We start from the raw sequence: 24,828 nt of genomic DNA, 5'->3' as shown, positions 1-24,828 counted from the left end.
TCAGGGCGCCTCAATGTCGGCTTGGTCGATCTCGACTACGTGGCCGGGACCGGCGTCGAACAGTACATAGAACTCGGCGGCGGGTTTCTTGAACACCAGCGTCGAGTCGGTACCGAGCTTGCCCGGCACGAGGATGGTTTCGTCGTAGCCGATCACGTCCAGGGTCACCCCCGGTGCGCCGCTGCCGTCGGAAAAACCACCGGTGCATTTGATCTGCTCGGCGTCGATGGCCTTGCATTCGCACATCGGGTTATGGGCCAGGGCGCTCGCGCTGAAACCGGCGCCGAGCACCAGCAGCGCGACGCGCAGCGGGCGGAAAAGGTTGATCATGGTTTGCCTCCTTGTTTGTTCAGCCAGGCGATGGTGGCCGGGGATGCCTGGCTCAGGGGGATCGAGGCCTGATGCATGCTGCCGTCCCAGCCTTCCATGGTGATCCACAGTTCGGCGTCGGCCGGGGTCTTGACCGGCACCGGCAACGAGGCGCCCATGCGGTACGGCGTGCCGAAGAAAATCACCCCGGCAGCGCGCAGGCTGCGCGGTTTACCGATGCGCAGGTAGGTGGCCTTGACCTGTTCGACACAGGCGTTGCACAGGGCGGCGTTGAAGTTTTTCAGGTGACTGGCGGGGCCATCCGGGCGCGGTGCTTCGTCGCGAAGCTCGGCCAGGCGCATGCTCCACGGGCCGACCTGGATCTCGCCGACTTCGCGTTCGCCCAGGCCACTGTCACCGCGAAGCAGCGAGGCTTCGCTGAAGTATTTGGGCATGAAACCCAAGGGGATCAGCAGCAACAGGATGTTCAAATGGAAACGCCATTTGTGCCAGAACACACTCAGGCGCGACGGTTGCGGGGCGGCGGTGATTTTGCTCACAGGCTGGCCTCCGAGGTTTCGCGGCTGATGCTTGATTGCGCCGTGGCGGTTCGCTGTTTCTTTTCGCTGCGCTTGAGCGCATTGGCGGTGGCCAGGGCGGTGCGCTTGGTCCAGATCAGCAGCCCGCTAAGCACCATCATGCTCAGCACCAGGCCGAAGAAGAACCAGATCAGCTTGATCCACAGCCCACCGAAATCCCCGGTGTGCAGCGGTCGCATGGATTCGGTGACGAACTCCAGGGCGGTGCGGTCCGAGAGCAATCGCGAGGCGGCGATTTCACCGTTGTACGGGTTGATCGTCGCGGTCTGGAACATCAGCGGATACCAACCGCGACCACCGATGTCCAGGTGGCTGTAGCCATTGCCTGGCAGGCTGACGAAACTGGCTTCGAGCCCGGGAATTTTCTGCATGGCGATGTCAATCGCGCGATCCAGATCGATGCGCGGTGGCGGCGAGCCGTCAGCGGACAGCGGCACCGCTTCGCGGGACATGGCGGGAATGACCGGCTCGCTGGAGATGGAAATCTGGTTGTCGTACAGCAGGGCTTCAATCAAGAACCACAGGCCAGTGATGGAAATCACGGCGATGAACCAGATAGACCAGATACCGCTGAGGCGGTGAAAGTCGCCCCAGAAAATCCGCGCCCCGTGACGAAAGCGCAAAGTCGGTTTGAAGAAGCCTTTCCAGAATTTCTTGTAGACCACCAGCCCGGTGATCAAAGAAACCAGCAGCGGTAAGCCGAGGAACGACACCAGGTACCAGCCCCAGCTGTAGCCATTGGTGAACGGCACCAGCCACCAGCCATGCAAGGCGCGGGTGAAGGCCTTGAAGTTGAACGTGGGCGCGACGCCCTGGATCACACCGGTGTACGGGTTGACGTAGACCGTCGTCGAACGCCCGTCGGGGTAGCTGACGCTCACGTCGAGGGCGAAGTGCGATTCGTCGGGGCGCTTGATCGATTGCACCAGGGTCTGGGGTTCGGCTTGCTTGAGGGCCGCGAGGACCTGGTCGTAACTGAGCCGTGGCGCATCGTCCGACGGCGGGCTGGCACGCATTTGCGGGTTGGCCAGCCAGACGATCTCCTGGCTGACAACGGCCAGGGTCCCGGTGACGCAGACGATCAACACGAAAAACCAGATCGGCAGTGCCAGCCAGCTATGGACGAGAAACCAAAGTTTGGAGCGGGATTTCTTCGACATGATTAAAGGTCTTGTTTCGATGAAGGGACCTCTACTGCGGGCTTCGCAGCGTGATGGTCCTCGAAAAGCCCGGCCGTGGCTTTTGCCTACGCGGCCTGACTGCATCTAGATAAGACGGATGAGCAGTGAAAATCCCGAAGGCTTATATGAAAGTAAATGTTTCGCGTTCACCGAACACAGAAACCCTTGTGGGAGCGAGCCTGCTCGCGATGGCGGTGTAACAGTCGATATCAATGTTGGATGTGATGGCCTCATCGCGAGCAAGCTCGCTCCCACAGGGGTTATGTGCGTATTCAGGATCGCATCCAACACGAACCATGGTTCACGGGATCACTCTCCAGCCATTGATGGCCAACCCCCGCTCCCTATGATGGAACCCAGACGCCTGCGGCGTGCCGTCCTTTGAGCGAGTACTTCCATGACCCCAGCCAGAACCCTCTACGACAAACACATCGATGCCCACACGGTGTGTCGCCTCGATGACCAGGGCCACGTCCTGTTGTACATCGATCGCCAGGTCATCAATGAATACACCAGCCCGCAAGCCTTCAGCGGTTTGCGTGAGGCCAAGCGCAGGGTTTGGCGCCCGGAAACCGCGCTGGCGGTGGTCGATCATGTCAACCCAACGGCCCCGATGCGCATCGCCGCGATGCCGGATGCCGGCGGGGCGCGGCAGGTTTCGTACCTGGCGGAAAACTGCCGGGACTTCGGCATCGAACTGTTGGATATCCTCGATAAGCGCCAAGGCATCGAACACGTGATCGCCCCGGAGCAGGGTTTCATCCTGCCGGGCATGGTGATCGCCGCCGGTGACAGCCACACCACCACCTATGGCGCCCTCGGCGCTTTCGGTTTCGGTATCGGCACCTCGGAAATTGAACACCTGCTGGCGTCCCAGACCCTGGTGTACAAACGCCTGAAAAGCATGCGCGTGAGCGTGGACGGCGAACTGGCCACCGGGCTGACCTCCAAGGACGTGATCATGGCGTTGATCGGCCAGATCGGCGCATCTGGCGCTACCGGTTACGCCATCGAATTTCGCGGCTCGACCATCGATGCCCTGAGCGTCGAAGCGCGCATGACCATCTGCAACATGGCAGTGGAGGCGGGGGCTCGCGGCGCATTTATGGCGCCGGACGAAAAAGTCTTCGCCTACCTCAAGGACAAACCCCGCGCACCCAAAGGCGAATTGTGGGATCGCGCCGTCGAGCAGTGGCGCAGCTTGCACAGTGATGCGGACGCACAGTTCGACCGCGAGGTGTATCTGGACGCCAGCGCGCTGGAACCGATGGTCACCTGGGGCACCAGCCCCGATCAGGCTTCGCCGATTGGCGCGCGAGTCCCGGATCCGCAAGACGTCAGCGACCTGATCCTGCGCCAGGACATGCGCCGCGCCCTGAACTACATGGGCCTGGAGGCCGGCATGCCGCTGAGCGATATCGTGATCAGCCACGCTTTTATCGGCTCCTGCACCAATGCGCGCATCGAAGACCTGCGCGATGCCGCCAGCGTGGTGCGCGGCAAACACGTCGCCGAGCATGTGCGAGCGATGATCGTGCCCGGCTCCACCGAAGTGCGCGATCAGGCCGAAGCCGAAGGCCTGGCGGCGATCTTTATCGACGCAGGGTTCGAATGGCGTCAGTCCGGCTGCTCGATGTGCCTGGCAATGAACGACGACGTGCTCGCGCCGGGTGACCGCTGCGCCTCAAGCACCAACCGCAATTTCGAAGGCCGCCAGGGCGCCGGCGCCCGCACGCATTTGATGAGCCCGGCGATGGTCGCCGCCGCCGCGATCACCGGCCGCCTCACCGATATCCGCCACTTTGGAGCACGCGCATGAGCCAGCAACCCTTCACCCAGGTCAGTGGTAAAGCCGCGCCGATGCTTGCGGCCAATATCGACACCGACGTGATCATGCCCAAGCAATTCCTCAAGGGCATCGACCGCGCCGGGCTGGATCGTGGGTTGTTTTTTGATTTGCGGTTCCTGGCGGATGGTTCGCTTAATTCTGAGTTCGTGCTCAATCAACCGGCCTGGCAAGGCGCGAGTTTCATGGTGGTCGGGCCGAACTTCGGTTGCGGATCGAGCCGTGAACATGCGGTGTGGGGATTGAAGCAGATGGGGATTCGGGCGTTGATTGGTTCAAGCTTCGCCGGGATTTTCTATGACAACTGCCAGCGCAATGGGGTGTTGTTGATCACGCTCGATGAGCCGGTGTTGCAGCGGTTGGGTCGGGTCGTCAGTGAGCCCGACAGTGCACAGATCAGCGTCGACCTTGAGGCCCAAGAGATTCGTGTTCAAGGGGAAGTCATTTCGTTCGAAATCGACACCTTGCGCAAGACCGCGTTGCTGCTGGGGCTTGATGCCATTGGCAGCACGTTGCAGCGTGCCGAGCAGATCAAAGCCTTTGAGCGTGAGCATCTGGCGGCCAATCCCTGGTTGTCCTGAAATCGCATTCGCGGGCAAGCCTCGCTCCTACAGGGGATACCATCTTCTGTAGGAGCGAGGCTTGCCCGCGAAGAGGCCCGCCCAGACAACACATTTCAAACCGACAACCCCTTGAAATGCTCCTGCAAAAACTCCACACACGCCCGCAACTTCCCGGAATACGCCAGCCGCGTCGGGTACACCGCCCACACATTCGCACTCTGGGTGTAATCCGCCAGCACCTGCACCAACCGTCCTTGCTCCAGCAACGGCTTCACATCCCACAATGAGCGCAGCAAAACCCCGCGCCCATCGAGTGCCCACTGCAAGACAATCTCGCCGTTATTCGACGACAACGGCCCGCTGACCCGCACGCTCTCCTGAACCCCGTCATGCTCCAGGTTCCAGATGCCGAACGCGTTGTCGCGCTCCTTGATCACCAGGCAATGATGCTGCTCCAGATCATTGAGCGTTTGCGGCGTGCCGTGGCGTTGCAGATACGCCGGTGCCGCGCACAGCACCCGCCGATTGCTCACCAGGCGCCGGCCGATGTGTTGACCGGGAATGTCATCGCCGACGCGGATCTCCAGGTCGAAACCTTCGCTGACGATGTCCACCACCCGGTCGAACAAGTCCAGGCGAATCTCCAGCTCAGGATAACGCTCGGCCAGCAGCGATACCGCCGGCGCCACATGGTTACGGCCGAAACCAAAAGTGCAGCACACGTGCAAACGCCCGCGAGGGCTGTCGTGGGCGTCGGAGAGTTCGTCGTGCAGTTGCTGGAAGTCATCGAGGATGCGCAAGGCCCAGCGCTGCACCCGCTCGCCGTCTTCGGTCAGGGCGATGCGGCGACTGGTGCGATGCAGCAGGCGGGTGCCGAGGGTGGTTTCGAGAATCTGGATTCGTTTGCTGACGTAAGCGGGGGACAGGCCCAGCTCATCGGCCGCTGCGGCAAAACCGCTTTTGCGGATGACGGTGAGCAATACACGCAAGTCTTCGGGTAGGGGCACGGTGTCTTTCTTGGTGGTCATGGCAGAACGAGCACTGGCGGCATGAGCCGCCAGCATAGCATCGGTGTGTGGGCTTTCTATTCAGCGGAAAGCTTGGCGGCGGCCCGGGCATGTCGGCCACGCTTGAGGGCAATCGGCGCCATTTTGCTGCGGTCCAGTTCACCTTCCCACGCCGCCACCACCAGCGCTGCTACCGCGTTGCCGATGATGTTGGTCAGGGATCGGCATTCCGCCATGAAACGGTGTTGGTGCCGTCCAGGTTAAACGTGTAGCCAGTCGGCACCACGATGCCGACCACGCCTTTCGACGCGCCGAGGCTTTCCAGTTTCTGGATCAACTGCGGCAGCGCCGATTCCGAAGAACTGGTGCCGAGCACGATCAACAATTCAGCCTTGATATACGCCAGCAGTTTGAAAATGCTGAACCCGGCATACCGAGCGATGCTGCCCAGCACACAGGCGACGAAAATAAACGCGGTCAGGTAGAAAGTGCCGATCAGTTTCAGCAGCGGCAGCAACGAGCCGAGCCCGTACTTGCCGATGGTGAACGCAATCGCACCAAACGCGCCGATTGGCGCCACGCGGCTGATGATGCCGACGATACGGAAAAACACTTCGCTGGCCTGATTGATGATGCCCACCAGTGGCCGACCTTTTTCGCCGACCATCACCAGCGCAATCCCGAACAGCACTGAAACGAACAGTACCGGGAGGATTTCGCCTTGGGAGAACGCCTCGAAAAACGTGGTCGGAATCACATGCAGCAGAAACCCGGTTACGCCTTCGCCGTGTTGCGCCTGGCCGACGAAACCGGCGATGGCCGTTGAGTCCAGCGTCTTCACGTCGATGTTGAAACCGGCGCCCGGATGCAACGCATGCGCCGCCAGCAACCCGATCAGTAGCGCGATGGTCGAGACGATTTCAAAGTACAGCAACGCCTTGCCACCGACCCGGCCCACCTGTTTCACGTCGTGCATGCTGGTGATCCCGGAGACCACGGTGCAGAAGATGATCGGGCCGATGATCATCTTGATCAGCTTGATAAAACCGTCGCCCAACGGCTTGAGATCGATGCCGACCTGCGGCCAGTAATGCCCGATCGCGATGCCCAGGGCGATGGCGATAAGCACCTGCACATAGAGGGTTCCCAGCAGTTTTCTGATTGTCATTTTTATTATCTCGAGACGGTTTTTGGGCATGACGATCCCGCGCGGGCCAGTGACGGCCCGCGACGGGAGGTGGATTCAGGTCAGGCTGTTGCGGGTGTCAGCGCAGGAAACCGAGTACTTCGGCGAGCAGCAACTCGGGGGCTTCTTCGGCGATGTAATGGCCGGCGGGCAGCGCTTTGCCACGCACGTCGGTGGCTACCCGTTGCCATTCCTTGAGTGGCTCGAAGCAACGGCCGACGGTGCCTTCGGCGCCCCACAACACCAGCAGTGGCAGATTCAAATCGCGGCCCGCGTCGATATCCGCGCGGTCGTGTTCCAGATCGATGCTGGCGCTGGCGCGGTAGTCCTCGCAGATCCCGCGTGCGGTGCCGGGCAGTTTCAGGCAACGCAGGTATTCGGCGAACGCTTCGGGAGTGAACGGCTTGAGCCCGGCACTGCGGCTGCCCATCACGCTGCGCAGGTAGGATTCGGGGTCGGCTTCGATCAGGGTTTCCGGCAACGGTGACGGGCGGATCAGGAAGAACCAGTGCCAATAGGCGCGGGCGAACGCTTCGTTGGTTTGCGCGTACATCGACAGGGTCGGGGCGATGTCCAGCAACACCATGCGTTGCACGGTATCGGGATGATCCAGCGCCAGGCGATGGGCGACCCGGGCGCCACGGTCGTGGGCCAGCACCGAGAACTTATCGAAGCCCAGGGACTGCATCAGCTCGACACCGTCCTTGGCCATTTCGCGTTTGGAATAATTGGTGTGGTGATCGTTGGCCGGCGGTTTGCCGCTGTCGCCATAACCGCGCAGGTCGGCGGCGACCACGGTGAAATGCTCGGCCAGTTGCTCGGCGATCTTGTGCCAGATGACGTGGGTCTGCGGGTGACCGTGCAACAGCAGCAGGCCCGGCCCGCTGCCACCGATGCGGTAGGCAATGTCCACGCCGTTGACGTGGCGCTGGTCTTTCAGGAATCCGGCGAACATGGGGAATGACTCCTTGTTGTAGTTGCCTGCATCCTGAAATTGTTGAGCGGTTACGGCAAGGCGCAAAGCGTGGGGTGGTTGTTCATGAAGTGTGTTCAAGGGGATAGGCGGTGGCTGGGAGGCCGCCTTCGCGGGCAAGCCTCGCTCCTACAGGGGGGACGCGTTCTTCTGTAGGAGCGAGGCTTGCCCGCGAAGAGGCCCTGTCAGTCACCAAATATCTCAAGCCTGACTAAACATCTCCTTCGCCCGCTGCTCAATCTGTTCCTGAGTCAGATCCTCCTTGCGCGTCGCCAGAAACCACAAATGCCCATAAGGATCCTTCAAGGTCCCCGAGCGGTCGCCGTAAAACTGATCCTTGACCTCGGACACCACCGTGCCACCGGCGGCAATTGCCTGTTTATAGGACTTGTCGACATCGGTCACATACAAGTGCAGCCCCACGGACGGTGACCGGTCCGGGTTGCTCAACGGTCCTTGATCGCACGGCGTGCCGAGCATGATCGGGCAGTCGCCGATGCGCAGTTCGGCGTGGCCGATGCCGCCGTCGGGCATGCTCAGGCGCATCACTTCGATGGCGTTAAAGGCTTTTTTGTAGAAGTCGATGGCTTCGGCGGCTTTCTGGATGCCGAGGTAGGGGGTGATGCTGTGATAGCCCTCTGGAATGGGTTTGACGCTCATAACGGTTCTCCCTTTTTGTTGTGAGTTGGAGGTGTTACTTCGCCGATTTCCGGTCGGATAACTATAGGTCAGCGCCATTGGCGTCACCGAGTGCCCGACGAGCAGCAACGCCACTGTTCAGCCATCAACAGTGAAGCAGCAGATTGCTCGGGTTCATTACCATAAAACCTGGCAAAACCCCCGAAAACATTGGCCCATGCACTCGGCATAGAAGCTGCAATGACCCTCTCAAAACCCTGTTGTCGAGAGTCGTGTATGCCTGAATCTGCCGTTTATCCGATCAACCCGCCGGCCGCCCATCGGATCGCCGACGAAGCCGAAGCCCTGCGCGTCGCTGAACGCGTAGCCGCTGTGTTGCTGGAGCAGGACGCGGAGCGCGACCGCACTCGCCAGGTGCCGGCCGAGATCGTCGATCTGTATTCCAACAGCGGTTTGTGGGGCATCAGCGTGCCCAAGGAGTTCGGCGGCGCGCAGGTGTCCTACGCGGTGCTGGCGCAGGTGATTGCGATCATCTCGGCGGCGGATCCGTCCCTCGGACAGATCCCGCAAAACCACTATTGCCTGCTCGAAGACATTCGTCTGCAAGGCACGCCGGAGCAGCAAGCGCACTTCTTCGAACTCGCGCTGCAAGGACATCGCTTCGCCAATGCGCTGTCGGAAACCGGCGGCAAGAATGTACAGGACATTCAGGCGACGATCCGTCGTTACGGTGACGGCCATGTGATCAACGGGCGCAAGGGTTACTGCACCGGTTCGCTCTACGCCCATTGGCTGGCGGTGCTGGCCGTGGATGAGGAGGAGAAGGGCCAGTTGTCGTTTGTCGAGCGCGGCACCAAGGGGCTGGTGATCGTCGACGATTGGGACAGCATCGGCCAACGCACCACGTCCAGCGGCACGGTGTTGGCCGAGGACCTGCACGTCTCGCCGTTCAACGTGTTCCCGACTTATCGTTCCTATGAAAGCCCGACCCTGGCCGGCCCGTTCGCGCAATTGACCACCGCCGCCATCGACGCCGGCATCGCCCGCGCGGCCCTGCGTGACACCATCGCTTTCGTCCAGCAATTCGCCCGCCCGTGGATCGACGCGGGGGTGGAAAAGGCCAGCGAAGATCCGCTGACCATCATTCAAATCGGTGGCCTGGAGATTCGCCTGGAAGCCGCCGAAGCCTTGCTCGAACGCGCCGGTCGTGCGCTGGATGCAGCGCGCCCGGCACCCGATGAAGACAACGTCGCCCGCGCCTCGCTTGCCGTGGCTAAAGCCAAAGTGCTGACCACTGAAATCGCCATCGAAGCCAGCAACAAACTCTTCGAACTCGGCGGCACGCGCTCGACCCTGAAGAAGCACAACTTTGACCGCCACTGGCGCAACGCGCGGGTTCACACCCTGCATGACCCGGTGCGCTGGAAGTACCACGTGGTCGGCAACTGGCTGCTCAACGGCGTCAAACCGCCACACCACGACTGGTCCTGATCATGGCCGAGTGGTTTAAAAACATCTATTGGGCCGACATCGCCCAGGCCTGCCTCGACACCCTGACGATGCTCGGTGCCGCCCTCGGTTTTACCGTGTTGCTCGGGTTGCCGCTGGGGGTGGTGCTGTTCCTCACCGGCAAGCGCCAGTTGCACGAAGCCGTCGGGGTTTACCGGGTGTTGTCGGTGATCGTGAACATGCTGCGCTCGCTGCCGTTCATCATTTTGCTGATCGTGCTGATTCCCCTGACCACGCTGCTGGTCGGCACTTCCCTGGGCGTGCCGGGGACGATTCCGCCGCTGGTGGTGGGCTGCACGCCGTTCTTCGCGCGGCTGGTGGAAACCGCGTTGCGCGAAGTCGATCGCGGGGTGGTGGAAGCGACCCAGGCGATGGGCGGCACCACGTGGCAAATCATCCGCCACACCTTGCTGCCGGAAGCCCGAGGCGGGTTGTTGGCGGCGGTGACGGTGACCGCGATTGTGCTGGTGGATTACACGGCGATGGCCGGGGTGATCGGTGGTGGCGGGCTCGGCGACCTGGCGATCCGCTACGGTTATCAGCGCTTTCAGACTGACGTGATGGTGGTCACCGTGGTGTTGCTGCTGATCCTGGTGCAGGCCCTGCAAATGACCGGCGACCGCCTGGTGGCGCGTTACAGCCGACGCTAATTATTCGTTTCGACAAAACAATCAGGCCTCACGTCCACCCCACGACGGCCACTCAATCTGCCTTGGAGCACAGCATGAAAAAGACCCTGGCCATTCTGGCTGCCGTCCTGTCGTTCAGCGTTCACGCCAACGAAAAACTCATCGTCGGCGCCACCCCGGTACCGCACGCGGAAATCCTCGAATTCGTCAAACCGACCCTGGCCAAGGAAGGCGTGGACCTGGACATCAAGGTCTTCACCGACTTTATCCAGCCCAACCAGCAACTGGCGCTGAAAAACCTCGACGCCAACTATTACCAGTACCGACCGTTCCTCGATGACTTCAACAAGACTCGCCACACCGACCTGGTGCCGGTGGTCGGTGTGCACATCGAACCGTTTGGCGCTTACTCGACCAGGATCAAGAACATCAGCGAATTGAAGGACGGCGCCAGCGTGTCGATCCCCAATGACCCGGTGAACACGGGTCGTGCGCTGGTGCTGCTGCACGAAGCGGGGCTGATCAAACTCAAGGATCCGAGCAACACCCTGGCCACGCAACGGGACATTATCGACAACCCGAAACACCTGAAGATTCGTGAACTGGAAGGGGCGTTGCTCGCGCGTTCGGTGAGCCAGGTGGATTTGGCGTTTGTGTTTGCCAACTACGCGCTGGAAGCCGGGATCGACACCAACAGCGCGTTGATCGTCGAGAAGGGCAAGAGCCTGTACATCGAATTCCTGGTCGCGCGCCCGGACAACATCAACGATCCGCGCATCCAGAAACTGGCCAAGGCGCTGAATTCCGATGAGGTTCGGCAGTTCATCTTGACCCGCTATAAAGGGCAGATTGCGCCGGGGTTTTAATGATCGGTTGACCACGAGGACGCCTTCGCGGGCAAGCCTCGCTCCTACAGGGGGGACGCGTTCTTCTGTAGGAGCGAGGCTTGCCCGCGAAGGCCGCACCACTATTGCGGATCAATCCCCGATTCCAACAGCCTTGCACCCGGCCCACGCTCCCCCAGCACGTCGCCAAAGTTACGCAACGGACACGCCTCCATCGACAGACACCCACAGCCGATGCAGCCATTCAGACGATCGCGCAACAAGGTCAGTTGACGAATCCGCTGATCCAGATCCCGGCTCCACTGTGCCGACAACACCTGCCAGTCTGCCGCCGTCGGTGCGCGGTTATCCGGCAGCGCCTTCAACGCCTCGGCAATCTCCGCCAACGGAATCCCCAACCGCTGCGCAACCTTGATCAACGCCACCCGCCGCAACACTTCACGCGGATAACGCCGTTGGTTGCCCTGGTTGCGATGGCTTTTGATCAATCCCTTGGTTTCATAGAAGTGCAGGGCGGTGACGGCCACGCCGCTGCGGGCGGCGACCTGGCCGACGGTGAGTTCCTTGTGCAGGTTCTCCGGGGTGATCATCTGAAAAAGCCTCTTGACCTCTAGTTAACTTGAGGTTTTACCCTGCAGGCCTTCGGATCGCAAATCCGGTTTCAAGGTGAGTGGGGACTATTCATGCCAACGTCAGAGAAAAACCGCAGTTTCACCCAATTGATCGAATTCGAGATCGAGCCTCATCAACAACCCGCGCTGGTCTCGGCGCTGTCCGCCCAGACCGAGCGCCTGGCCCAGGATTTCAGTGGTTTCCTGAGCGCGAGCATCCAGGCCAGTGACGATGGCCGACGGGTGCTCAATTACCTGCAATGGCAGTCCCGCGAGGCCGGGGAAGCCGCGTTCCAGCGCTTTGAAAGCGGTGAGCAGGATTTCTGGCAACTGATTCGCGCCCATCAGGCGAAAACCGTGACCTTCGGTTCATTCCAGGTGCTGCACAGCCTGGAGCGCAGTCACGATGATGCGCTGCACTGCAATCTAGTGAGCTAGATCGACAACTGCATCAAACGCTCGCCCTGCACATTTTCCGTGGGCCGACGCTTGTTCACTGCCAGTTCGCCGATCTTGATCAACCGCGTGCGGGTCACGTTACGGCTCAGGCCGAGCAACGCAGCGGTGTGCACCTGGTTGTAATGGCTGAAGCGATACGCCGCGCGCAACAACGCGTCTTCGACCTTCTCGTGCAACGCTCCGGCCTGTTCCTCGAAGAGCTTTTGAAACGCACGGTCGAGCAAGGCTTCCGGTGAATCGTCGACGGTGCCGTGGTGATCGTCCTGACGCTCGATGCGCATGTTCGATAGGCGCAGGTCATCCCGTTCGATCACGCCATTACGGCAGATCAGCAGGGTGTGGTGAATCACGTTTTCCAGTTCGCGGATATTGCCCGGCCAACTGTAGCTGCGCAGTTTCAGCTCGGCTTCTTTGCTGATGGTGATGGTGCCGTAGCCGAGGCGCTGGCTGTAGGCTTCGACGAAGTGGCGGGTCAGCGGCAGGATGTCGCCGGGACGGTCGCGCAACGGGCTGAGTTCCAGGCTGACCACGTCGAGGCGGTAGTACAAATCCTCGCGGAAATGCCCGGCGTTGATGGCTTTCTCCAGTTGCACGTTGGTCGCGGCCAGCACCCGCACATTGATCGGAATGCTTTTGCGCGAACCGAGGCGCACCACTTCCCGCTCCTGCAACACCCGCAGCAACTTGACCTGAATCGCCATCGGCAAATCGCCGATTTCATCGAGGAACAAGGTGCCGCCATCGGCCTCTTCGAACCACCCGGCCTTGGCGCTCAGGGCGCCAGTGAACGCGCCTTTTTCGTGGCCGAACAGCTCGGCTTCCACCAGGGATTCGGAGAACGCGCCGCAGTTCACCGCCACGAATGGCCGGTTGCGCCGTGCGCTGAGGTTGTGGATATGCCGCGCCACCAACTCCTTGCCGGTGCCGGTTTCACCGATGATCAGCACGCTGGCTTCACTCGGTGCGACCTGTTGCAAATGCGCGAGCAAGGCTTGGGATTTCGGGTCTTCGAACACCTGCGCGGTGGCGCGGATAGACGTGGCCAGGGCGGGCGAGGGCGGTAGGGTCAGCAGTTGCATGGCAGGCTCCATGAAGAGAAGGTCAGGAATAGAAAGTCGGAATCGGCAGGGACTGGTTCAACGCCCAATCACCCAGTTCATGGAGTTTGTAATCCACAGGGTCGTGCAGGGTTTGCGTGCGCAGATTGCGCCAGTGCCGGTCCAGTCGCAGCGAGGCGTGGGTCGAACGCGCGCCGGTCACTTCGAACAGTCGGCTACAGAGTTCCAGGCCATTGCGAGTGGCGGCGACCTTGGCCGTGGCAATCGCCGTCGCCAGATGTCCACGCTCTTCGGCGCTGAGATTCGGTCCTTTGGCCCAGGCTTTGTCGAGCAGATCGGCGGCACGTTCCACCAACAAGCGAACGCCTTCTAGGGCCACCCAGAATTCGCCGTAATGGGCGAGCACATACGGATCTTCCCGCACATCCTGGGTGCTGGATTTATGCCAGGGCCGGGTTTCGGTGAGGGTGTATTGCCGCGCTTCTTCAAACGCACCTTCGGCAATGCCGAGGAACATGTGGGTGAAGGTCAGTTGCGCGATCAACGGCCGCAGGCAGGCGAACGGTGTGCTCAATGGACCGGGATCGAGCAGCAATTCAGACTCTTCGACCCGCACCCGTTCGAAGGTGGCGCTGCCGCTGTCGGTCTGGCGCTGGCCCATGTTGTTCCAGTCGTTGTGCAGGGTAATGCCACTGCGACCACTGGGGATCGCGGCGATCAACAGTTTGCCGCCAGCAGTTTCATCCACCGCCGAGGCGATCAGCATCTGTGAATCGCTGGCGCCGGAGCAGAAGCTTTTCTTGCCGGAAAACTCGCGCCAGCCGCCGAGGTTTTTCACCACGGTGCGGGTGTCCAGCGGATTCAGGGCGTTGCCCCAGAACCAGTTTTTGCGCGCGGTTTGCTCGAACCATGGCTGCCACTGCTCGGGTTTGGCGAACAGGCGCACGGTGGCGAGCATCAGGTGATGGAAACCGAAGACGTGGGCAATCGAACTGTCGACCTTGGCGAACTCGCGCACGATGGTCAGGGTTTCACTCCAGCTCGCGCCGAGGCCGCCGTACTGGGTGGGAATGCTCAGCGCGAGCAGACCGCTGTTGCGCAGGGCGTCACGCTCAGCCTTGGGCGTACCGCCACGTTCGTCGCGTTCGACGGCGGTCAGGGCAAACTCGGCCGCCAATTGGCGGGCGGTGTGCAAGGGAGAGAGCAGGGCGCTTTGTGGTTTGGCCGTCACGCGGGGAATTCCTTATATGGACGACGCTTTCTGTAGGAGCGAGGCTTGCCCGCGAAGCAGGCGCCGCGGTGGTTCCGATGCACCGCGTGATCGTTCTTCGCGGGCAAGCCTCGCTCCTACAGGAGCAGTGTCAGGCAGTGTCAGGCCGACGCTTTTGCCGGCAGCACATCATTGGCAATCATTTCGCCAAACGGCCCGGTGAGGTTGGTCACGCCACGTCCCGCAAGACTGGCATACGGCTCCGGCAGCAGCGGGAACACCAGTTCGGCAAAGCGATACGCCTCTTCGAGGTGCGGGTAACCGGAGAAGATAAAACTCTCGATCCCCAGGTCCGCGTATTCCTTGATCCTCGCCGCCACTTGCTGTGGATCACCTACCAGCGCCGTCCCGGCACCGCCGCGCACCAGGCCGACGCCGGCCCACAGGTTAGGGGCGATTTCCAGGTTGTCGCGCCGCCCGTCATGCAACGCTGCCATGCGCCGCTGGCCTTCGGAATCAAACCGCGAGAACGACTTCTGTGCCGCGGCGATGGTCTCGTCGCTGATGTGCTCGATCAGTTTGTCCGCGGCTTTCCACGCCTCTTCGGCGGTTTCGCGCACGATCACGTGCAGACGAATCCCGAACTTCACCGTGCGCCCGTTACGCGCGGCACGCTCGCGCACATCGGCGAGTTTTTCCGCCACGGCGGCCGGTGGCTCGCCCCAGGTCAGGTACACGTCGACCTGCTCGGCGGCGAGTTCATGGGCCGCTTCCGAAGAGCCGCCGAAGTACAGCGGCGGATAGGGTTTTTGCACCGGCGGATACAACGCCTTGGCGTTCTGCACTTGCAGGTGTTTGCCTTCGAAGTCGACGGATTCGCCTTGCAGCACCCGACGCCAGATGTGCAGGAATTCGTCGGTGACTTCGTAGCGTTCGCTGTGATCGAGGAAGATCCCGTCGCCACGGTTTTCGTCCGGGTCGCCACCGGTCACCACGTTGATCAGCAAGCGGCCGTTGGACAAACGGTCCAGGGTGGCAGCCATGCGCGCTGAAACGGTCGGCGAGATGATCCCCGGACGAATCGCCACTAGGTATTTCAGGCGTTCGGTCAACGGCACCAGCGCCGAAGCGATCACCCATGAGTCTTCGCAGGAGCGCCCGGTGGGAATCAGCACGCCGTAGTAGCCAAGGCTGTCGGCGGCTTGCGCCACTTGTTTCAGATAGTTGAGCGTCACCGGGCGGGCGCCCTGGGTGGTGCCCAGGTAATGGCCGTCGCCGTGGGTGGGCAGGAACCAGAAAACATCCATGAAGAGATCCTTAAGCGATTTTCAGCAGATTTTTGGGGTGCACGCCAAACAACGGCGCGGCGCGTTCTGCAGCAAGACGAATGCGGGCCTTCAAGGGCTCACTGGTTATTTGATAATTCGAGAAATCGGCTTCGGTGGCGTACACGCCAATCGGCAGCGTCAGGGCCTGGAAGAAACTGAACAGCGGCCGCAGCTGATGATCGAGTACCAGGGCATGGCGTTCGCTGCCACCGGTAGCAGCCAGCAACACCGGGGTGTTGATCAGCGCATTCAGGTCGATCAGGTCGAACAGGTGCTTGAGCAGGCCAGGGTAGGAGCCGCGATAAACCGGCGCGGCGACGATCAGCAGGTCGGCGCTTTCGATGGCTTGCAGCTCGGCTTCGATCTCCGCACTCAATTCCTGACGGGCGAGGGCGGCGCCCAATGGTCGGGCGATGTCGCCCAGTTCGATCAACTTGCTCTCGATCGGCAATTGCTCGCCGAGTTCGGCCAACAGCGCTTGGGTCAGCACCAAGGTGCGGGACGGACGCCAGGTACCGCCGGAGAGGGCAACGACTTTCAATGGACGCGACATGATCAGTTCCTTTTTAAACAGTTGCTCAGGGAGCAGTGAATAGTCACTGGGCTTGAGCAAGACCTGTACCAATCCTTCGAAGCCCCGTATCCCGGGGCTTTCAGCGTTATGGTCGACGCAGACTGTGTGACTGGCAGGGCCATTTGTTGAATGGCTGTTGCCTGGCAAACAGTTGCGTGGGCAACAGCGGGTGAAGCAATGCAGTTGTTATAAAGGCTTGCTGTTATTCCGTAAAAGATCATTAAAAGATATTTATAGATCTTTATAGAATATGCGGCGCTGCGGTCCCGCGGCCCCTGATACCCACTATCGAGAGCGTTGATTTCTGCCAAACGCAGGCCGGGCGTAGCCTTCACACATCGCCAAACACAACCTTGTCAGGACGCTCACCATGAACCGCTTACTCACTGTTTCCTTGCTCCTCGCCGTCTCCGTTCTCGCTGGATGTGCCAGCCATGTTTCGCCTGAACTGCGGCCCTACACCGCCGAGGAAACCAAGGAACTGGCGATGGAAGCGTTGAATCGCCAAGGTCTGTCGTTTGAGGAATACCACGCGAAAAAAGCTGCATTGCTCGGCCAGCCAACCAAGTCGTTTGGCTTTGATAGCCAGGGCGAAATGAACGCTGAACGTGCCGTACACCTTCACGGTCGTCCTAGCTGATCCGCGACTGTACTGCTTGAACTTTTACCCAACTGTCCATGGGTTTCCCGCAAGGCGTGCGATAGGGTCAATACCTGACTGACCCTGACGGACTGCCACCCATGCTCTCGCTTGATCTGTTGCTGGGCTTCGCCCTGTTTGCCCTCGTGACATCGATCACACCCGGCCCGAACAACACCATGTTGCTGGCATCGGGCGTGAACTTCGGCTTTAACCGCACCATCCCCCATATGCTCGGTATCACCTGCGGCTTCTTCGTCCTGGTGGTCGCAGTGGGTTTTGGTTTGGGCGCGGTGTTTCAAACCTATCCGTTGCTCTACACCGTCCTGCGCTACGTCGGCGCGGCGTATTTGCTGTATCTGGCGTGGAAAATCGCTCACTCCGGCCCGGTGTCCGACAACGAACAGGGCGAAAGCAAACCGATCACTTACCTCAGCGCCGCCGCGTTCCAGTGGGTCAATCCCAAGGCCTGGATCATGGCTATCGGCGCGATCAGTACTTACACGCCGATGCAGGGCTACTTCACCAATGTGATCGTGATTGCCGCCGTGTTCGCCCTGATTAACCTGCCGAGTGTCGGCATGTGGGCGGGTTGTGGAACGTTGTTGCGCAATGTGTTGAAGGATCGCCGCTGGTTGCGGATCTTCAACTGGGGCATGGCCCTGCTGCTGGTGGCTTCGCTGTATCCGTTGTTGATCGAAAGCTTTAGCTGACGCATTGCTTCAACCGGTTGGCCGATGCCTGTTAAGCTCGACTTCAGGAGCGTTCCTACGCACTTTTAAATGAAGTTGTTCTTCTTTAACGGCCTCCGATCAGGTATTGCTGAGGTGCGGATAATTCGGCGTCGCCCACAAGGTGACGCTTTGAACTGTTCAGTCACGAGCCTCCTGATCCCGGAACACGCTCTGCGAGTCTTTTTATGAATAAACGTCCGTTGTATTTCGACTACGCCGCCACCACGCCGGTGGATGAGCGGGTCATCAAGGTTATGGTCGAGTGTCTGGGTTTCAACGGCAATTTCGGCAACCCGGCGTCCAGCTCCCATGCGTTTGGCCAGCAGGCCCGGCAATCGGTCGAGCAGGCGCGCCAGCAGGTGGCCGAACTGGTCGGTGCCCAGGCGGACCAGATCGTCTGGACCTCTGGCGCCACCGAATCGAATAACCTCGCGCTCAAGGGCGTCGCCCAGGCCCGCGGTGTGTCCGGCGGCCACATCATCACCAGCCAGATTGAACACAAGGCGATTCTCGACACCGCGAAACAATTGCAGGACGCCGGTGTGGCGGTGACCTATCTGGTGCCGGATGCTGAAGGCCTGATCACACCGCAAGCGGTCAGCGAAGCCATGCGCGACGACACCTTTTTGGTCTCGCTGATGCTGGTGAATAACGAACTGGGAACGGTCAACGACATCCCGGCCATCGGCCAGGTCGTGCGTAATCGTGACGCGTTGTTTCACGTCGATGCGGCCCAAGGCGCCGGTAAAGTCGTGATCGATTTGGCCGAATGGCCGGTGGACCTGATGTCGTTCTCGGCACACAAGATCTATGGCCCCAAAGGCATCGGCGCGCTGTATGTCGGTCCGCGTGCGCAACAGCGGTTGCAGGCGCAGATTCACGGCGGCGGTCACGAGGGCGGCTTGCGTTCCGGCACCCTCGCCACGCACCAGATCGTCGCCATGGGCGAAGCGTTTGCGTTGGCGGCGAGTTTGTTTGATGACGAGAAAGCCACCATCGTGCATCTGCGCGAGCGCTTGCTCGAACAACTGCTGAGCCTCCCCGGCGTGCGCCTCAACGGCAGCGCGACCCAACGAATTCCCCACACCTTGAGCCTGACCTTCAATGAAGGTGAGTTCAACGCGGCGGCGCTGGGCCATTCGATCGCGTTTTCCGCGACCTCGGCCTGCAATTCCGCCAGCAATGCGCCATCCCATGTGTTGCTGGCCCTGGGGCACGACGCCCGTACGGCCGGTCGCACTATCCGTTTGAGCCTCGGGCGATTCACCACCGAGCAGGACATCGACCAAGCGATCGAACTGATTAAAGCGGCCAATGCCAGCGCCCCGGCGTTCTGGCAATAAGCCGGTAAAGCGCCGACTCAGATCGGCACTCAACAATAATGATGAAGTGGTTAGCAGGAGACATGATGAGTACGCAGCCTTTGACCAATGGATTGGTACCCCAGCGCCTGGCGCAAACCCGTGAGCTGATGAACCGCGAGGGCATTCACGCCCTGTTGGTGCCGTCGGCCGACCCGCACTTGTCGGAATACCTGCCGGGTTACTGGCAAGGTCGGCAATGGTTGTCGGGCTTCCACGGCTCGGTCGGCACCCTGATTGTTACGCCGGATTTCGCCGGCGTCTGGGCCGACAGCCGTTACTGGGAACAAGCGAGCAAGGAGCTCAAGGGCAGCGGCATCGAACTGGTCAAGCTGCAACCGGGTCAACCCGGGCCGCTGGACTGGCTGGCCGAACAAACCCCTGAAGGTGGCGTGGTTGCCGTCGATGGCGCGGTGATGGCTGTGGCCTCGGCGCGTACGCTGGGCGGCAAACTCGAAGAACGCGGTGCTCGTCTGCGCACCGACATCGATCTGTTGAGCGAAGTCTGGAGTGATCGCCCAAACCTGCCGAACGAACCGATTTATCAACACTTGCCACCACAAGCGACGGTCAGTCGTGGCGAGAAGCTGGCCAATCTGCGCGAAGTGCTGCAGGAGCGCGGTGCCGACTGGCATTTCATCGCCACCCTCGACGACATCGCCTGGCTGTTCAACCTGCGCGGCGGCGATGTGTCGTTCAACCCGGTGTTTGTGTCCTTCGCCTTGATCAGTCAGGAACAGGCAACTTTGTTTGTGGCCTTGAGCAAAGTCAGCACCGAGTTGCGCGCCATCCTTGAACAGGACGGCGTGACCCTGCGCGATTACAGTGAAGTGGCCGATGCCTTGCGCGGCGTGCCGAGCGGTGCGAGTTTGCAGGTCGATCCAGCCCGCGTCACTGCCGGGTTGCTGGATAACCTGGACAGCGGCGTCAAACTGCTGGAAGGCTTGAACCCGACCACGTTGGCCAAATCCCGCAAAAGCCTGGACGACGCTGAGCACATTCGTCGGGCCATGGAGCAGGACGGCGCGGCGCTGTGCGAATTCTTCGCCTGGCTGGAATCGGCCTGGGGTCGTGAGCGCATCACTGAACTGACCATCGACGAACACCTGACCGCGGCCCGTACCCGGCGCCCGGATTATGTTTCGCTGAGTTTCAATACCATTGCCGCGTTCAACGCCAATGGCGCGATGCCGCACTATCACGCCACCGAAGAAGAGCACGCGGTGATCGAAGGCGGCGGTCTGTTGCTGATCGACTCCGGCGGCCAGTACCTGGGTGGCACCACCGACATCACCCGCATGGTGCCGGTCGGCACGCCAACCGACGAGCAGAAGCGCGATTGCACGCGTGTGCTCAAGGGCGTGATCGCGTTGTCCCGTGCGCAATTCCCTCGGGGCATTTTGTCGCCGTTGCTGGACTCGATTGCCCGCGCGCCGATCTGGGCGGAGAGCGTTGATTACGGTCACGGCACCGGGCATGGCGTCGGTTACTTCCTGAACGTTCACGAAGGCCCGCAAGTGATTGCCTATCAAGCCGCCGCAGCACCGCAAACCGCGATGCAGCCGGGGATGATCACTTCCATTGAGCCAGGGACTTATCGTCCGGGTCGCTGGGGAGTGCGGATCGAAAACCTGGTGTTGAACCGTGAAGCAGGCAAGAGCGAATTCGGCGAATTCCTGAAATTCGAAACCCTGACCCTTTGCCCGATCGACACTCGATGCCTGGAGCCATCGTTGCTGACTGACGACGAGAAACAGTGGTTCAACGGCTATCACGCTGAAGTGCGTGAGCGTTTGAGCCCGCTGCTCGATGGTGCCGCGCTTGAGTGGTTGAACACCCGGACCGCGGCTATCTGATCGACTTGAGTTCAGGCGCTCGCTCGAGCGCCTGGCTCATTTCATTCAGCTCAAGGCTTCAAGGACGAAGTCCAGTCGGTCCTGGCCGAAGAACAGCTGATTATCGATAAACATACTCGGCGCACCGAACACGCCGCGTTGCACGGCTTTCTCTGTGTTGTCCTTGAGTGCGGCTTTGACCTCCTCATCGGCGGTCAGGGCCAGCACTTCGTTCGGGTCAAAATCGTTTTCCTTCAATACGGCCGCGACGGTCGCCGGGTCATCAAGGCCGCGGCCTTCCACCCACAGTGCTGTGAACAAACAATCGATGAAGTCCTGGAAACGCTCCGGTTGGCGCAATTGCACGCCAGTCACGGCGCGCATCAACAGCAGCGTATTGATCGGGAAGTGCGGGTTGTATTTCAGCGGCACGTCGTAGCGTTTGGCGTAGCGGTCCAGGTCCTGAAACATGTAGCGACCCTTGGCCGGGATCATCGCCGGTGAGGCATTGCCGGTGGCCTTAAAGACGCCGCCCAACAGCATCGGAATGTAGATCAACTGGCTGCCGGTCTGCGCACAGATCTTCGGTAGTTGGGTGTACGCCAGGTAGGTGGCAGGGCTGCCAAGGTCGAAGTAAAACTCCACGGTTTTGCTCATGGTCGATGCACTCTGCTTATTGTTGTAGGGGGAGGGCTTACCAGCGTTCGTTCCAGGGGCGCAGGTCGAGCTCGAAGGTCCAGGCATCCCGTGGCTGACTGTGCAGGTACCAGTAGTTTTCGGCAATGTGCTCGGGGTTGAGAATGCCATCCTGATCCTTGGTCGCGTACTTTTCCGGGAAGCTTTCGCGGATGAAGTCAGTGTCGATGGCGCCGTCGACTACGACGTGCGCGACATGGATGTTCATCGGCCCCAGTTCCCGGGCCATGCTTTGGGCCAGGGCACGAATGCCGTGCTTGGCACCGGCGAACGCGGCAAACCCCGAGGCACCGCGCAAGCCGGCGGTGGCGCCGGTAAACAGGATGGTGCCCCGTTGGCGAGTGGCCATGCGCTTGGCCACTTCGCGGGCATTGAGAAAGCCGGAGAAGCAGGCCATTTCCCAAATCTTGAAATATTTGCGCGCGGTTTCTTCGAGGATGCTGCACGGCACGTTGGCGCCGATATTAAAGACGAACGCTTCGATGGGACCGATCTGGGTTTCAATCTGCTCGACCAGCGCAATCACGTCCTCTTCCTTGCGCGCATCACAGGCAAAACCATGGGCTTCACCGCCGCTGGCCTTGATGGCGTCGACCAACGGTTGGAGTTTATCGGCGCTGCGGCGAGTGACGCAGGCGATGAAACCTTCCTGTGCGAAACGCTTTGCGATGGCGCCGCCAGTAGCATCCCCCGCGCCGACAACCAGTACGACCTTCTTGTTATTCATGGGTAGATCCCTTTGGTAAACGATCGTTAACTAAACGAACGTTATGCTACGATCCGGCCAGCGTCAAGGCGATCAATCTGAGGACAAGGCAATGCGTTACTCGCCCAATCACAAGCTGGAAACCAAAGAGAAGTTGCTGGAAAGCAGCGCGTTGTCGGCCAAGAAGTCGGGTTTTGCCACGGTCGGTGTCGATGGTTTAATGAAGGCGATCGGTTTGAGTGGCGGGGCGTTCTACAGTCACTTCTCGTCGAAGGATGAACTGTTCGCTGCCATCGTCGAGCGAGAACTCTGCCAAAGCCTGGACCGATTGGGTGGGCATGGTGAGCAAGATCGCGCCAGGCTCGAGCGCTGCCTCAAGCATTACCTGAGCATGTCTCACGTCGAGCAGCCGGAGGCCGGGTGTGCGCTGCCTGCGTTGGGGGCGGAGATTGCTCGTTCAGATCTGGTGGTACGCCAACAGGCAGAGATCTGGATTTGTCGGCTTCAGGAGAGCTGGGCGCGGATTCTGGACAGCGACAGCCTGGCCTGGGCGATTCTGTCGCAATGCATTGGCGCGCTGGTGGTGGCGCGAATGTTGGCCACTCCTGATATCCAGAGAACCGTGCTGCAGTCCAGTCAAGACGAGATTGGCCGCCAGATTGCCGGGCGGGGTCCGTCTATTTGCAAATGACGATCATGCTGCGACTGGTGTAGCCGGCGGGGTTGAGACCGAACGGATAGTCGCCGGGCTCTTCCACCGAGTCTCCCGACTTGGCGATGACCTTGTAGCCTTTGGGCGCGCACGAATTGGCGGCGCTGGTGTAGCACTTGTCCCAGGAGGACGAGAGCCCCGAACAGTTGATATGCAGCCCTTTCTTGCCGTGTTTGACCTGGGTTCTCGAGGTCGCCGCGCAGCCTGCAACTGCAAGTATGGCGATCAGTATCAAAATTCGTTTCATCACTTTCCTTATTGCGGCCCGGATCTGGCGCCCGGGTCTGCGTTCGCTTTTGCTATCGCTTGACGCGCTCCGATGTCCTTATCTGAAAAAGTCCATGTGTGGCACTGGGTTGCGGGCCTAAACATGGCCTAATTGCGCGGCAAATACCAGAGCTTCGTCAAATCCGCTATCAATCTGCCGCGACCGCGGGCTTGGCGGCACTCCCCATGGTCATGGTGGCGCCGATAGAGGCCAGAATAATGCAGAGGATGGCCATCCATTGTGACAAGGAAAGGTATTCATGGAGGAACAGCAGGCCTGAGAGCGCGCCGATGGCGGGCTCGATGCTCATCAGTGTGCCGAAGGTGCGTGCCGGCATCCGGGTCAGTGCGATCATTTCCAGGGTGTAGGGCAGGGCGGTAGACAGAAGCGCGACACCGATGGCGACAGGGATCAGCGACGGGGTCAGCAAGGCGGCACCCGCGTGGACGATGCCGATAGGGGCGACAAACAGTGCGGCGATCATCACGCCCAGGGCGGCGGTCGTTACACCATTGTCTGCCCCGGCCTTCTGGCCAAACAGAATGTACAGTGCCCAGCAGACACCGGCGCCGAGCGCATAGCCTGCTCCCACCAGATCGATACCGGCCGTTGCGGCTCCCGTTGGTATCAATAGCAGCAAGCCGACGGCGGCGAGTGCGATCCACAAAAAGTCGATGGCACGACGTGAGGCGTAGATGGCGACAGCCAGTGGTCCGGTGAACTCCAGCGCTACCGCGATCCCGAGCGGGACCGTGCGCAAGGACATATAGAAGAGGAAGTTCATGCCACCCAGCGCCATCCCATAGATGATGACGGTGCGCAGGGATTTTGCGGTGAGTTTCGCCCTCCATGGACGCAATAGCAGCAGCATGATCACGCTGGCAAAGATCAGCCGCAGGGTGGTGGTCCCTTGAGCGCCGACAATGGGGAACATGCTTTTGGCCAGGGAGGCGCCAGACTGGATGGATGCCATGGCTATTATTAGCAGGCCAACCGAGAAGAGGGTCGAGGCAAGGCTGCGGGGTTGGTCATTCATTGCTAGGCATCGTCCAAGGCAGGAAGCGAAAGTGTTGTTTTATGTGTTGGGCAATATACTGCGCATTCGTAGAGGTCGCGTCTATATATAAGCAGGGATTTTGCGTGTCCTGATAGAAAAGCTGAATCAGGGGTTGACGGCAGATTCTGGAAGTCTATAATTCGCCCCACTTCCGGCGCAGTCGAAACGGAAAACTCCTTGGTAAACAAAGAGTTACGCAGGTTTCGGCAGTGAGTTGCTTCAGTTCATCGAGGCGCGAAAGGAGTTGAAAAAGAGGTGTTGACAGCAGCGAGTAACGCTGTAGAATTCGCCTC

The 24,828-nt window shown here is 60.5% G+C and carries 26 protein-coding genes and 1 pseudogene; 11 read left to right on the top strand and 16 right to left on the bottom strand.

Going from position 1 to position 24,828, the window contains the following annotated elements:
- Genes ACIOYV_RS10505 through ACIOYV_RS10495 form a run of 3 tightly spaced genes read right to left on the bottom strand, consistent with a single transcriptional unit; the run spans nt 1 to nt 2,068 of the window.
- Entirely contained in the window at nt 1-330 is a 330-nt protein-coding gene (locus ACIOYV_RS10505) for a hypothetical protein (protein ID WP_265039940.1), read from the bottom strand.
- Entirely contained in the window at nt 327-869 is a 543-nt protein-coding gene (locus ACIOYV_RS10500) for a thiamine pyrophosphate-binding protein (protein WP_401323482.1), read from the bottom strand. Before ACIOYV_RS10500 ends, ACIOYV_RS10505 begins: the two co-directional genes overlap by 4 nt.
- Complete coding sequence (locus ACIOYV_RS10495; protein WP_401323480.1) at nt 866-2,068, bottom strand: PepSY-associated TM helix domain-containing protein; 1,203 nt, start codon at nt 2,066-2,068, stop codon at nt 866-868. Before ACIOYV_RS10495 ends, ACIOYV_RS10500 begins: the two co-directional genes overlap by 4 nt.
- A gap of 418 nt (nt 2,069-2,486) precedes the next feature.
- Between ACIOYV_RS10495 and leuC the strand changes: the two genes are divergently transcribed.
- The gene (gene leuC / locus ACIOYV_RS10490; RefSeq protein WP_401323479.1) at nt 2,487-3,908 is read left to right on the top strand and encodes a 3-isopropylmalate dehydratase large subunit; all 1,422 of its coding nucleotides are present in this window, start codon (nt 2,487-2,489) and stop codon (nt 3,906-3,908) included.
- Nucleotides 3,905-4,516, top strand: a complete 612-nt coding sequence (gene leuD / locus ACIOYV_RS10485; protein ID WP_401323478.1) for a 3-isopropylmalate dehydratase small subunit — start codon at nt 3,905-3,907, stop codon at nt 4,514-4,516. Before leuC ends, leuD begins: the two co-directional genes overlap by 4 nt.
- Nucleotides 4,517-4,611: 95 nt before the next feature.
- Here the strand turns inward: leuD and ACIOYV_RS10480 are convergent, their stop codons facing one another.
- The 4 genes and pseudogenes from ACIOYV_RS10480 to ACIOYV_RS10465 form a co-directional block, all read right to left on the bottom strand.
- The gene (locus ACIOYV_RS10480; protein WP_401323476.1) at nt 4,612-5,562 is read right to left on the bottom strand and encodes a LysR substrate-binding domain-containing protein; all 951 of its coding nucleotides are present in this window, start codon (nt 5,560-5,562) and stop codon (nt 4,612-4,614) included.
- A 20-nt stretch (nt 5,563-5,582) separates the two neighbouring features.
- Nucleotides 5,583-6,673 (bottom strand): annotated as a pseudogene (locus ACIOYV_RS10475) (cation:dicarboxylate symporter family transporter).
- A gap of 97 nt (nt 6,674-6,770) precedes the next feature.
- Entirely contained in the window at nt 6,771-7,646 is an 876-nt protein-coding gene (locus ACIOYV_RS10470; RefSeq protein WP_401323474.1) for an alpha/beta fold hydrolase, read from the bottom strand.
- Nucleotides 7,647-7,865: 219 nt separating this feature from the next.
- The gene (locus ACIOYV_RS10465; protein ID WP_401323473.1) at nt 7,866-8,324 is read right to left on the bottom strand and encodes a VOC family protein; all 459 of its coding nucleotides are present in this window, start codon (nt 8,322-8,324) and stop codon (nt 7,866-7,868) included.
- 255 nt (nt 8,325-8,579) lie between these two features.
- Here ACIOYV_RS10465 and ACIOYV_RS10460 point away from each other — a divergent pair, with 255 nt between their 5' ends.
- The 3 genes from ACIOYV_RS10460 to ACIOYV_RS10450 all read left to right on the top strand — a co-directional run bounded on the left by ACIOYV_RS10460 (nt 8,580) and on the right by ACIOYV_RS10450 (nt 11,307).
- Nucleotides 8,580-9,794, top strand: coding sequence for an SfnB family sulfur acquisition oxidoreductase (locus ACIOYV_RS10460; protein ID WP_401323471.1), 1,215 nt, complete (start codon nt 8,580-8,582; stop codon nt 9,792-9,794).
- A gap of 2 nt (nt 9,795-9,796) precedes the next feature.
- Complete coding sequence (locus ACIOYV_RS10455) at nt 9,797-10,462, top strand: methionine ABC transporter permease (RefSeq protein WP_054052181.1); 666 nt, start codon at nt 9,797-9,799, stop codon at nt 10,460-10,462.
- 74 nt (nt 10,463-10,536) lie between these two features.
- Nucleotides 10,537-11,307 (top strand): MetQ/NlpA family ABC transporter substrate-binding protein, encoded by a 771-nt coding sequence (locus tag ACIOYV_RS10450; RefSeq protein WP_401323469.1) that lies wholly within the window; start codon nt 10,537-10,539, stop codon nt 11,305-11,307.
- A gap of 101 nt (nt 11,308-11,408) precedes the next feature.
- On the opposite strand, the gene soxR is transcribed toward ACIOYV_RS10450, so the two are convergent.
- Nucleotides 11,409-11,876 (bottom strand): redox-sensitive transcriptional activator SoxR, encoded by a 468-nt coding sequence (gene soxR / locus ACIOYV_RS10445; protein WP_401323467.1) that lies wholly within the window; start codon nt 11,874-11,876, stop codon nt 11,409-11,411.
- Nucleotides 11,877-11,969: 93 nt separating this feature from the next.
- On the opposite strand from soxR, the gene ACIOYV_RS10440 reads away from it, so the two are divergent.
- Entirely contained in the window at nt 11,970-12,335 is a 366-nt protein-coding gene (locus ACIOYV_RS10440; protein ID WP_401323465.1) for an antibiotic biosynthesis monooxygenase, read from the top strand.
- On the opposite strand, the gene ACIOYV_RS10435 is transcribed toward ACIOYV_RS10440, so the two are convergent.
- The 4 genes from ACIOYV_RS10435 to msuE form a co-directional block, all read right to left on the bottom strand.
- The gene (locus ACIOYV_RS10435) at nt 12,332-13,435 is read right to left on the bottom strand and encodes a sigma-54-dependent Fis family transcriptional regulator (protein WP_054052190.1); all 1,104 of its coding nucleotides are present in this window, start codon (nt 13,433-13,435) and stop codon (nt 12,332-12,334) included. The genes ACIOYV_RS10440 and ACIOYV_RS10435 overlap by 4 nt on opposite strands.
- Before the next feature lie 22 nt (nt 13,436-13,457).
- Entirely contained in the window at nt 13,458-14,645 is a 1,188-nt protein-coding gene (locus tag ACIOYV_RS10430) for an acyl-CoA dehydrogenase family protein (RefSeq protein ID WP_054614054.1), read from the bottom strand.
- 140 nt (nt 14,646-14,785) lie between these two features.
- Nucleotides 14,786-15,931 carry an FMNH2-dependent alkanesulfonate monooxygenase gene (ssuD, locus tag ACIOYV_RS10425; protein WP_054052194.1) on the bottom strand — a complete coding sequence of 382 codons (1,146 nt, stop codon included), beginning with the start codon at nt 15,929-15,931 and terminating at the stop codon, nt 14,786-14,788.
- A 10-nt stretch (nt 15,932-15,941) separates the two neighbouring features.
- Entirely contained in the window at nt 15,942-16,505 is a 564-nt protein-coding gene (gene msuE / locus ACIOYV_RS10420; protein WP_123510419.1) for an FMN reductase, read from the bottom strand.
- A 391-nt stretch (nt 16,506-16,896) separates the two neighbouring features.
- Between msuE and ACIOYV_RS10415 the strand changes: the two genes are divergently transcribed.
- The 4 genes from ACIOYV_RS10415 (at nt 16,897) to ACIOYV_RS10400 (ending at nt 21,117) form a co-directional block, all read left to right on the top strand.
- On the top strand, nt 16,897-17,166 hold the full coding sequence (locus tag ACIOYV_RS10415; RefSeq protein ID WP_054052195.1) for a hypothetical protein: 270 nt from the start codon (nt 16,897-16,899) through the stop codon (nt 17,164-17,166).
- 101 nt (nt 17,167-17,267) lie between these two features.
- Entirely contained in the window at nt 17,268-17,879 is a 612-nt protein-coding gene (locus ACIOYV_RS10410) for a LysE family translocator (protein ID WP_401323461.1), read from the top strand.
- 206 nt (nt 17,880-18,085) lie between these two features.
- A complete protein-coding gene (locus ACIOYV_RS10405; RefSeq protein ID WP_401323460.1) occupies nt 18,086-19,243 on the top strand; it encodes an aminotransferase class V-fold PLP-dependent enzyme in 1,158 nt (385 codons plus the stop codon).
- Nucleotides 19,244-19,308: 65 nt separating this feature from the next.
- Entirely contained in the window at nt 19,309-21,117 is a 1,809-nt protein-coding gene (locus tag ACIOYV_RS10400) for an aminopeptidase P family protein (RefSeq protein ID WP_401323458.1), read from the top strand.
- Between the two features lie 45 nt (nt 21,118-21,162).
- Here ACIOYV_RS10400 and ACIOYV_RS10395 read toward each other — a convergent pair whose 3' ends face one another.
- Entirely contained in the window at nt 21,163-21,753 is a 591-nt protein-coding gene (locus tag ACIOYV_RS10395) for a 2-hydroxychromene-2-carboxylate isomerase (protein ID WP_401323457.1), read from the bottom strand.
- A 37-nt stretch (nt 21,754-21,790) separates the two neighbouring features.
- On the bottom strand, nt 21,791-22,519 hold the full coding sequence (locus ACIOYV_RS10390) for an SDR family oxidoreductase (RefSeq protein WP_290024891.1): 729 nt from the start codon (nt 22,517-22,519) through the stop codon (nt 21,791-21,793).
- A 91-nt stretch (nt 22,520-22,610) separates the two neighbouring features.
- On the opposite strand from ACIOYV_RS10390, the gene ACIOYV_RS10385 reads away from it, so the two are divergent.
- Nucleotides 22,611-23,189 (top strand): TetR/AcrR family transcriptional regulator, encoded by a 579-nt coding sequence (locus ACIOYV_RS10385; protein WP_401323455.1) that lies wholly within the window; start codon nt 22,611-22,613, stop codon nt 23,187-23,189.
- Here ACIOYV_RS10385 and ACIOYV_RS10380 read toward each other — a convergent pair.
- Entirely contained in the window at nt 23,176-23,457 is a 282-nt protein-coding gene (locus ACIOYV_RS10380) for a hypothetical protein (RefSeq protein ID WP_054052208.1), read from the bottom strand. The two genes, ACIOYV_RS10385 and ACIOYV_RS10380, sit on opposite strands and share 14 nt — an antisense overlap.
- Before the next feature lie 169 nt (nt 23,458-23,626).
- The gene (gene rhtA, locus ACIOYV_RS10375; RefSeq protein WP_401323453.1) at nt 23,627-24,514 is read right to left on the bottom strand and encodes a threonine/homoserine exporter RhtA; all 888 of its coding nucleotides are present in this window, start codon (nt 24,512-24,514) and stop codon (nt 23,627-23,629) included.
- Nucleotides 24,515-24,828 lie beyond the last annotated feature (314 nt).

Source organism: Pseudomonas sp. NPDC087342 (assembly GCF_044744265.1).
GTDB classification, from domain to species: domain Bacteria; phylum Pseudomonadota; class Gammaproteobacteria; order Pseudomonadales; family Pseudomonadaceae; genus Aquipseudomonas; species Aquipseudomonas nunensis.
The sequence above is the reverse complement of the archived record's forward strand: the minus strand, read 5'-3'. Positions and strand labels throughout refer to the sequence as shown.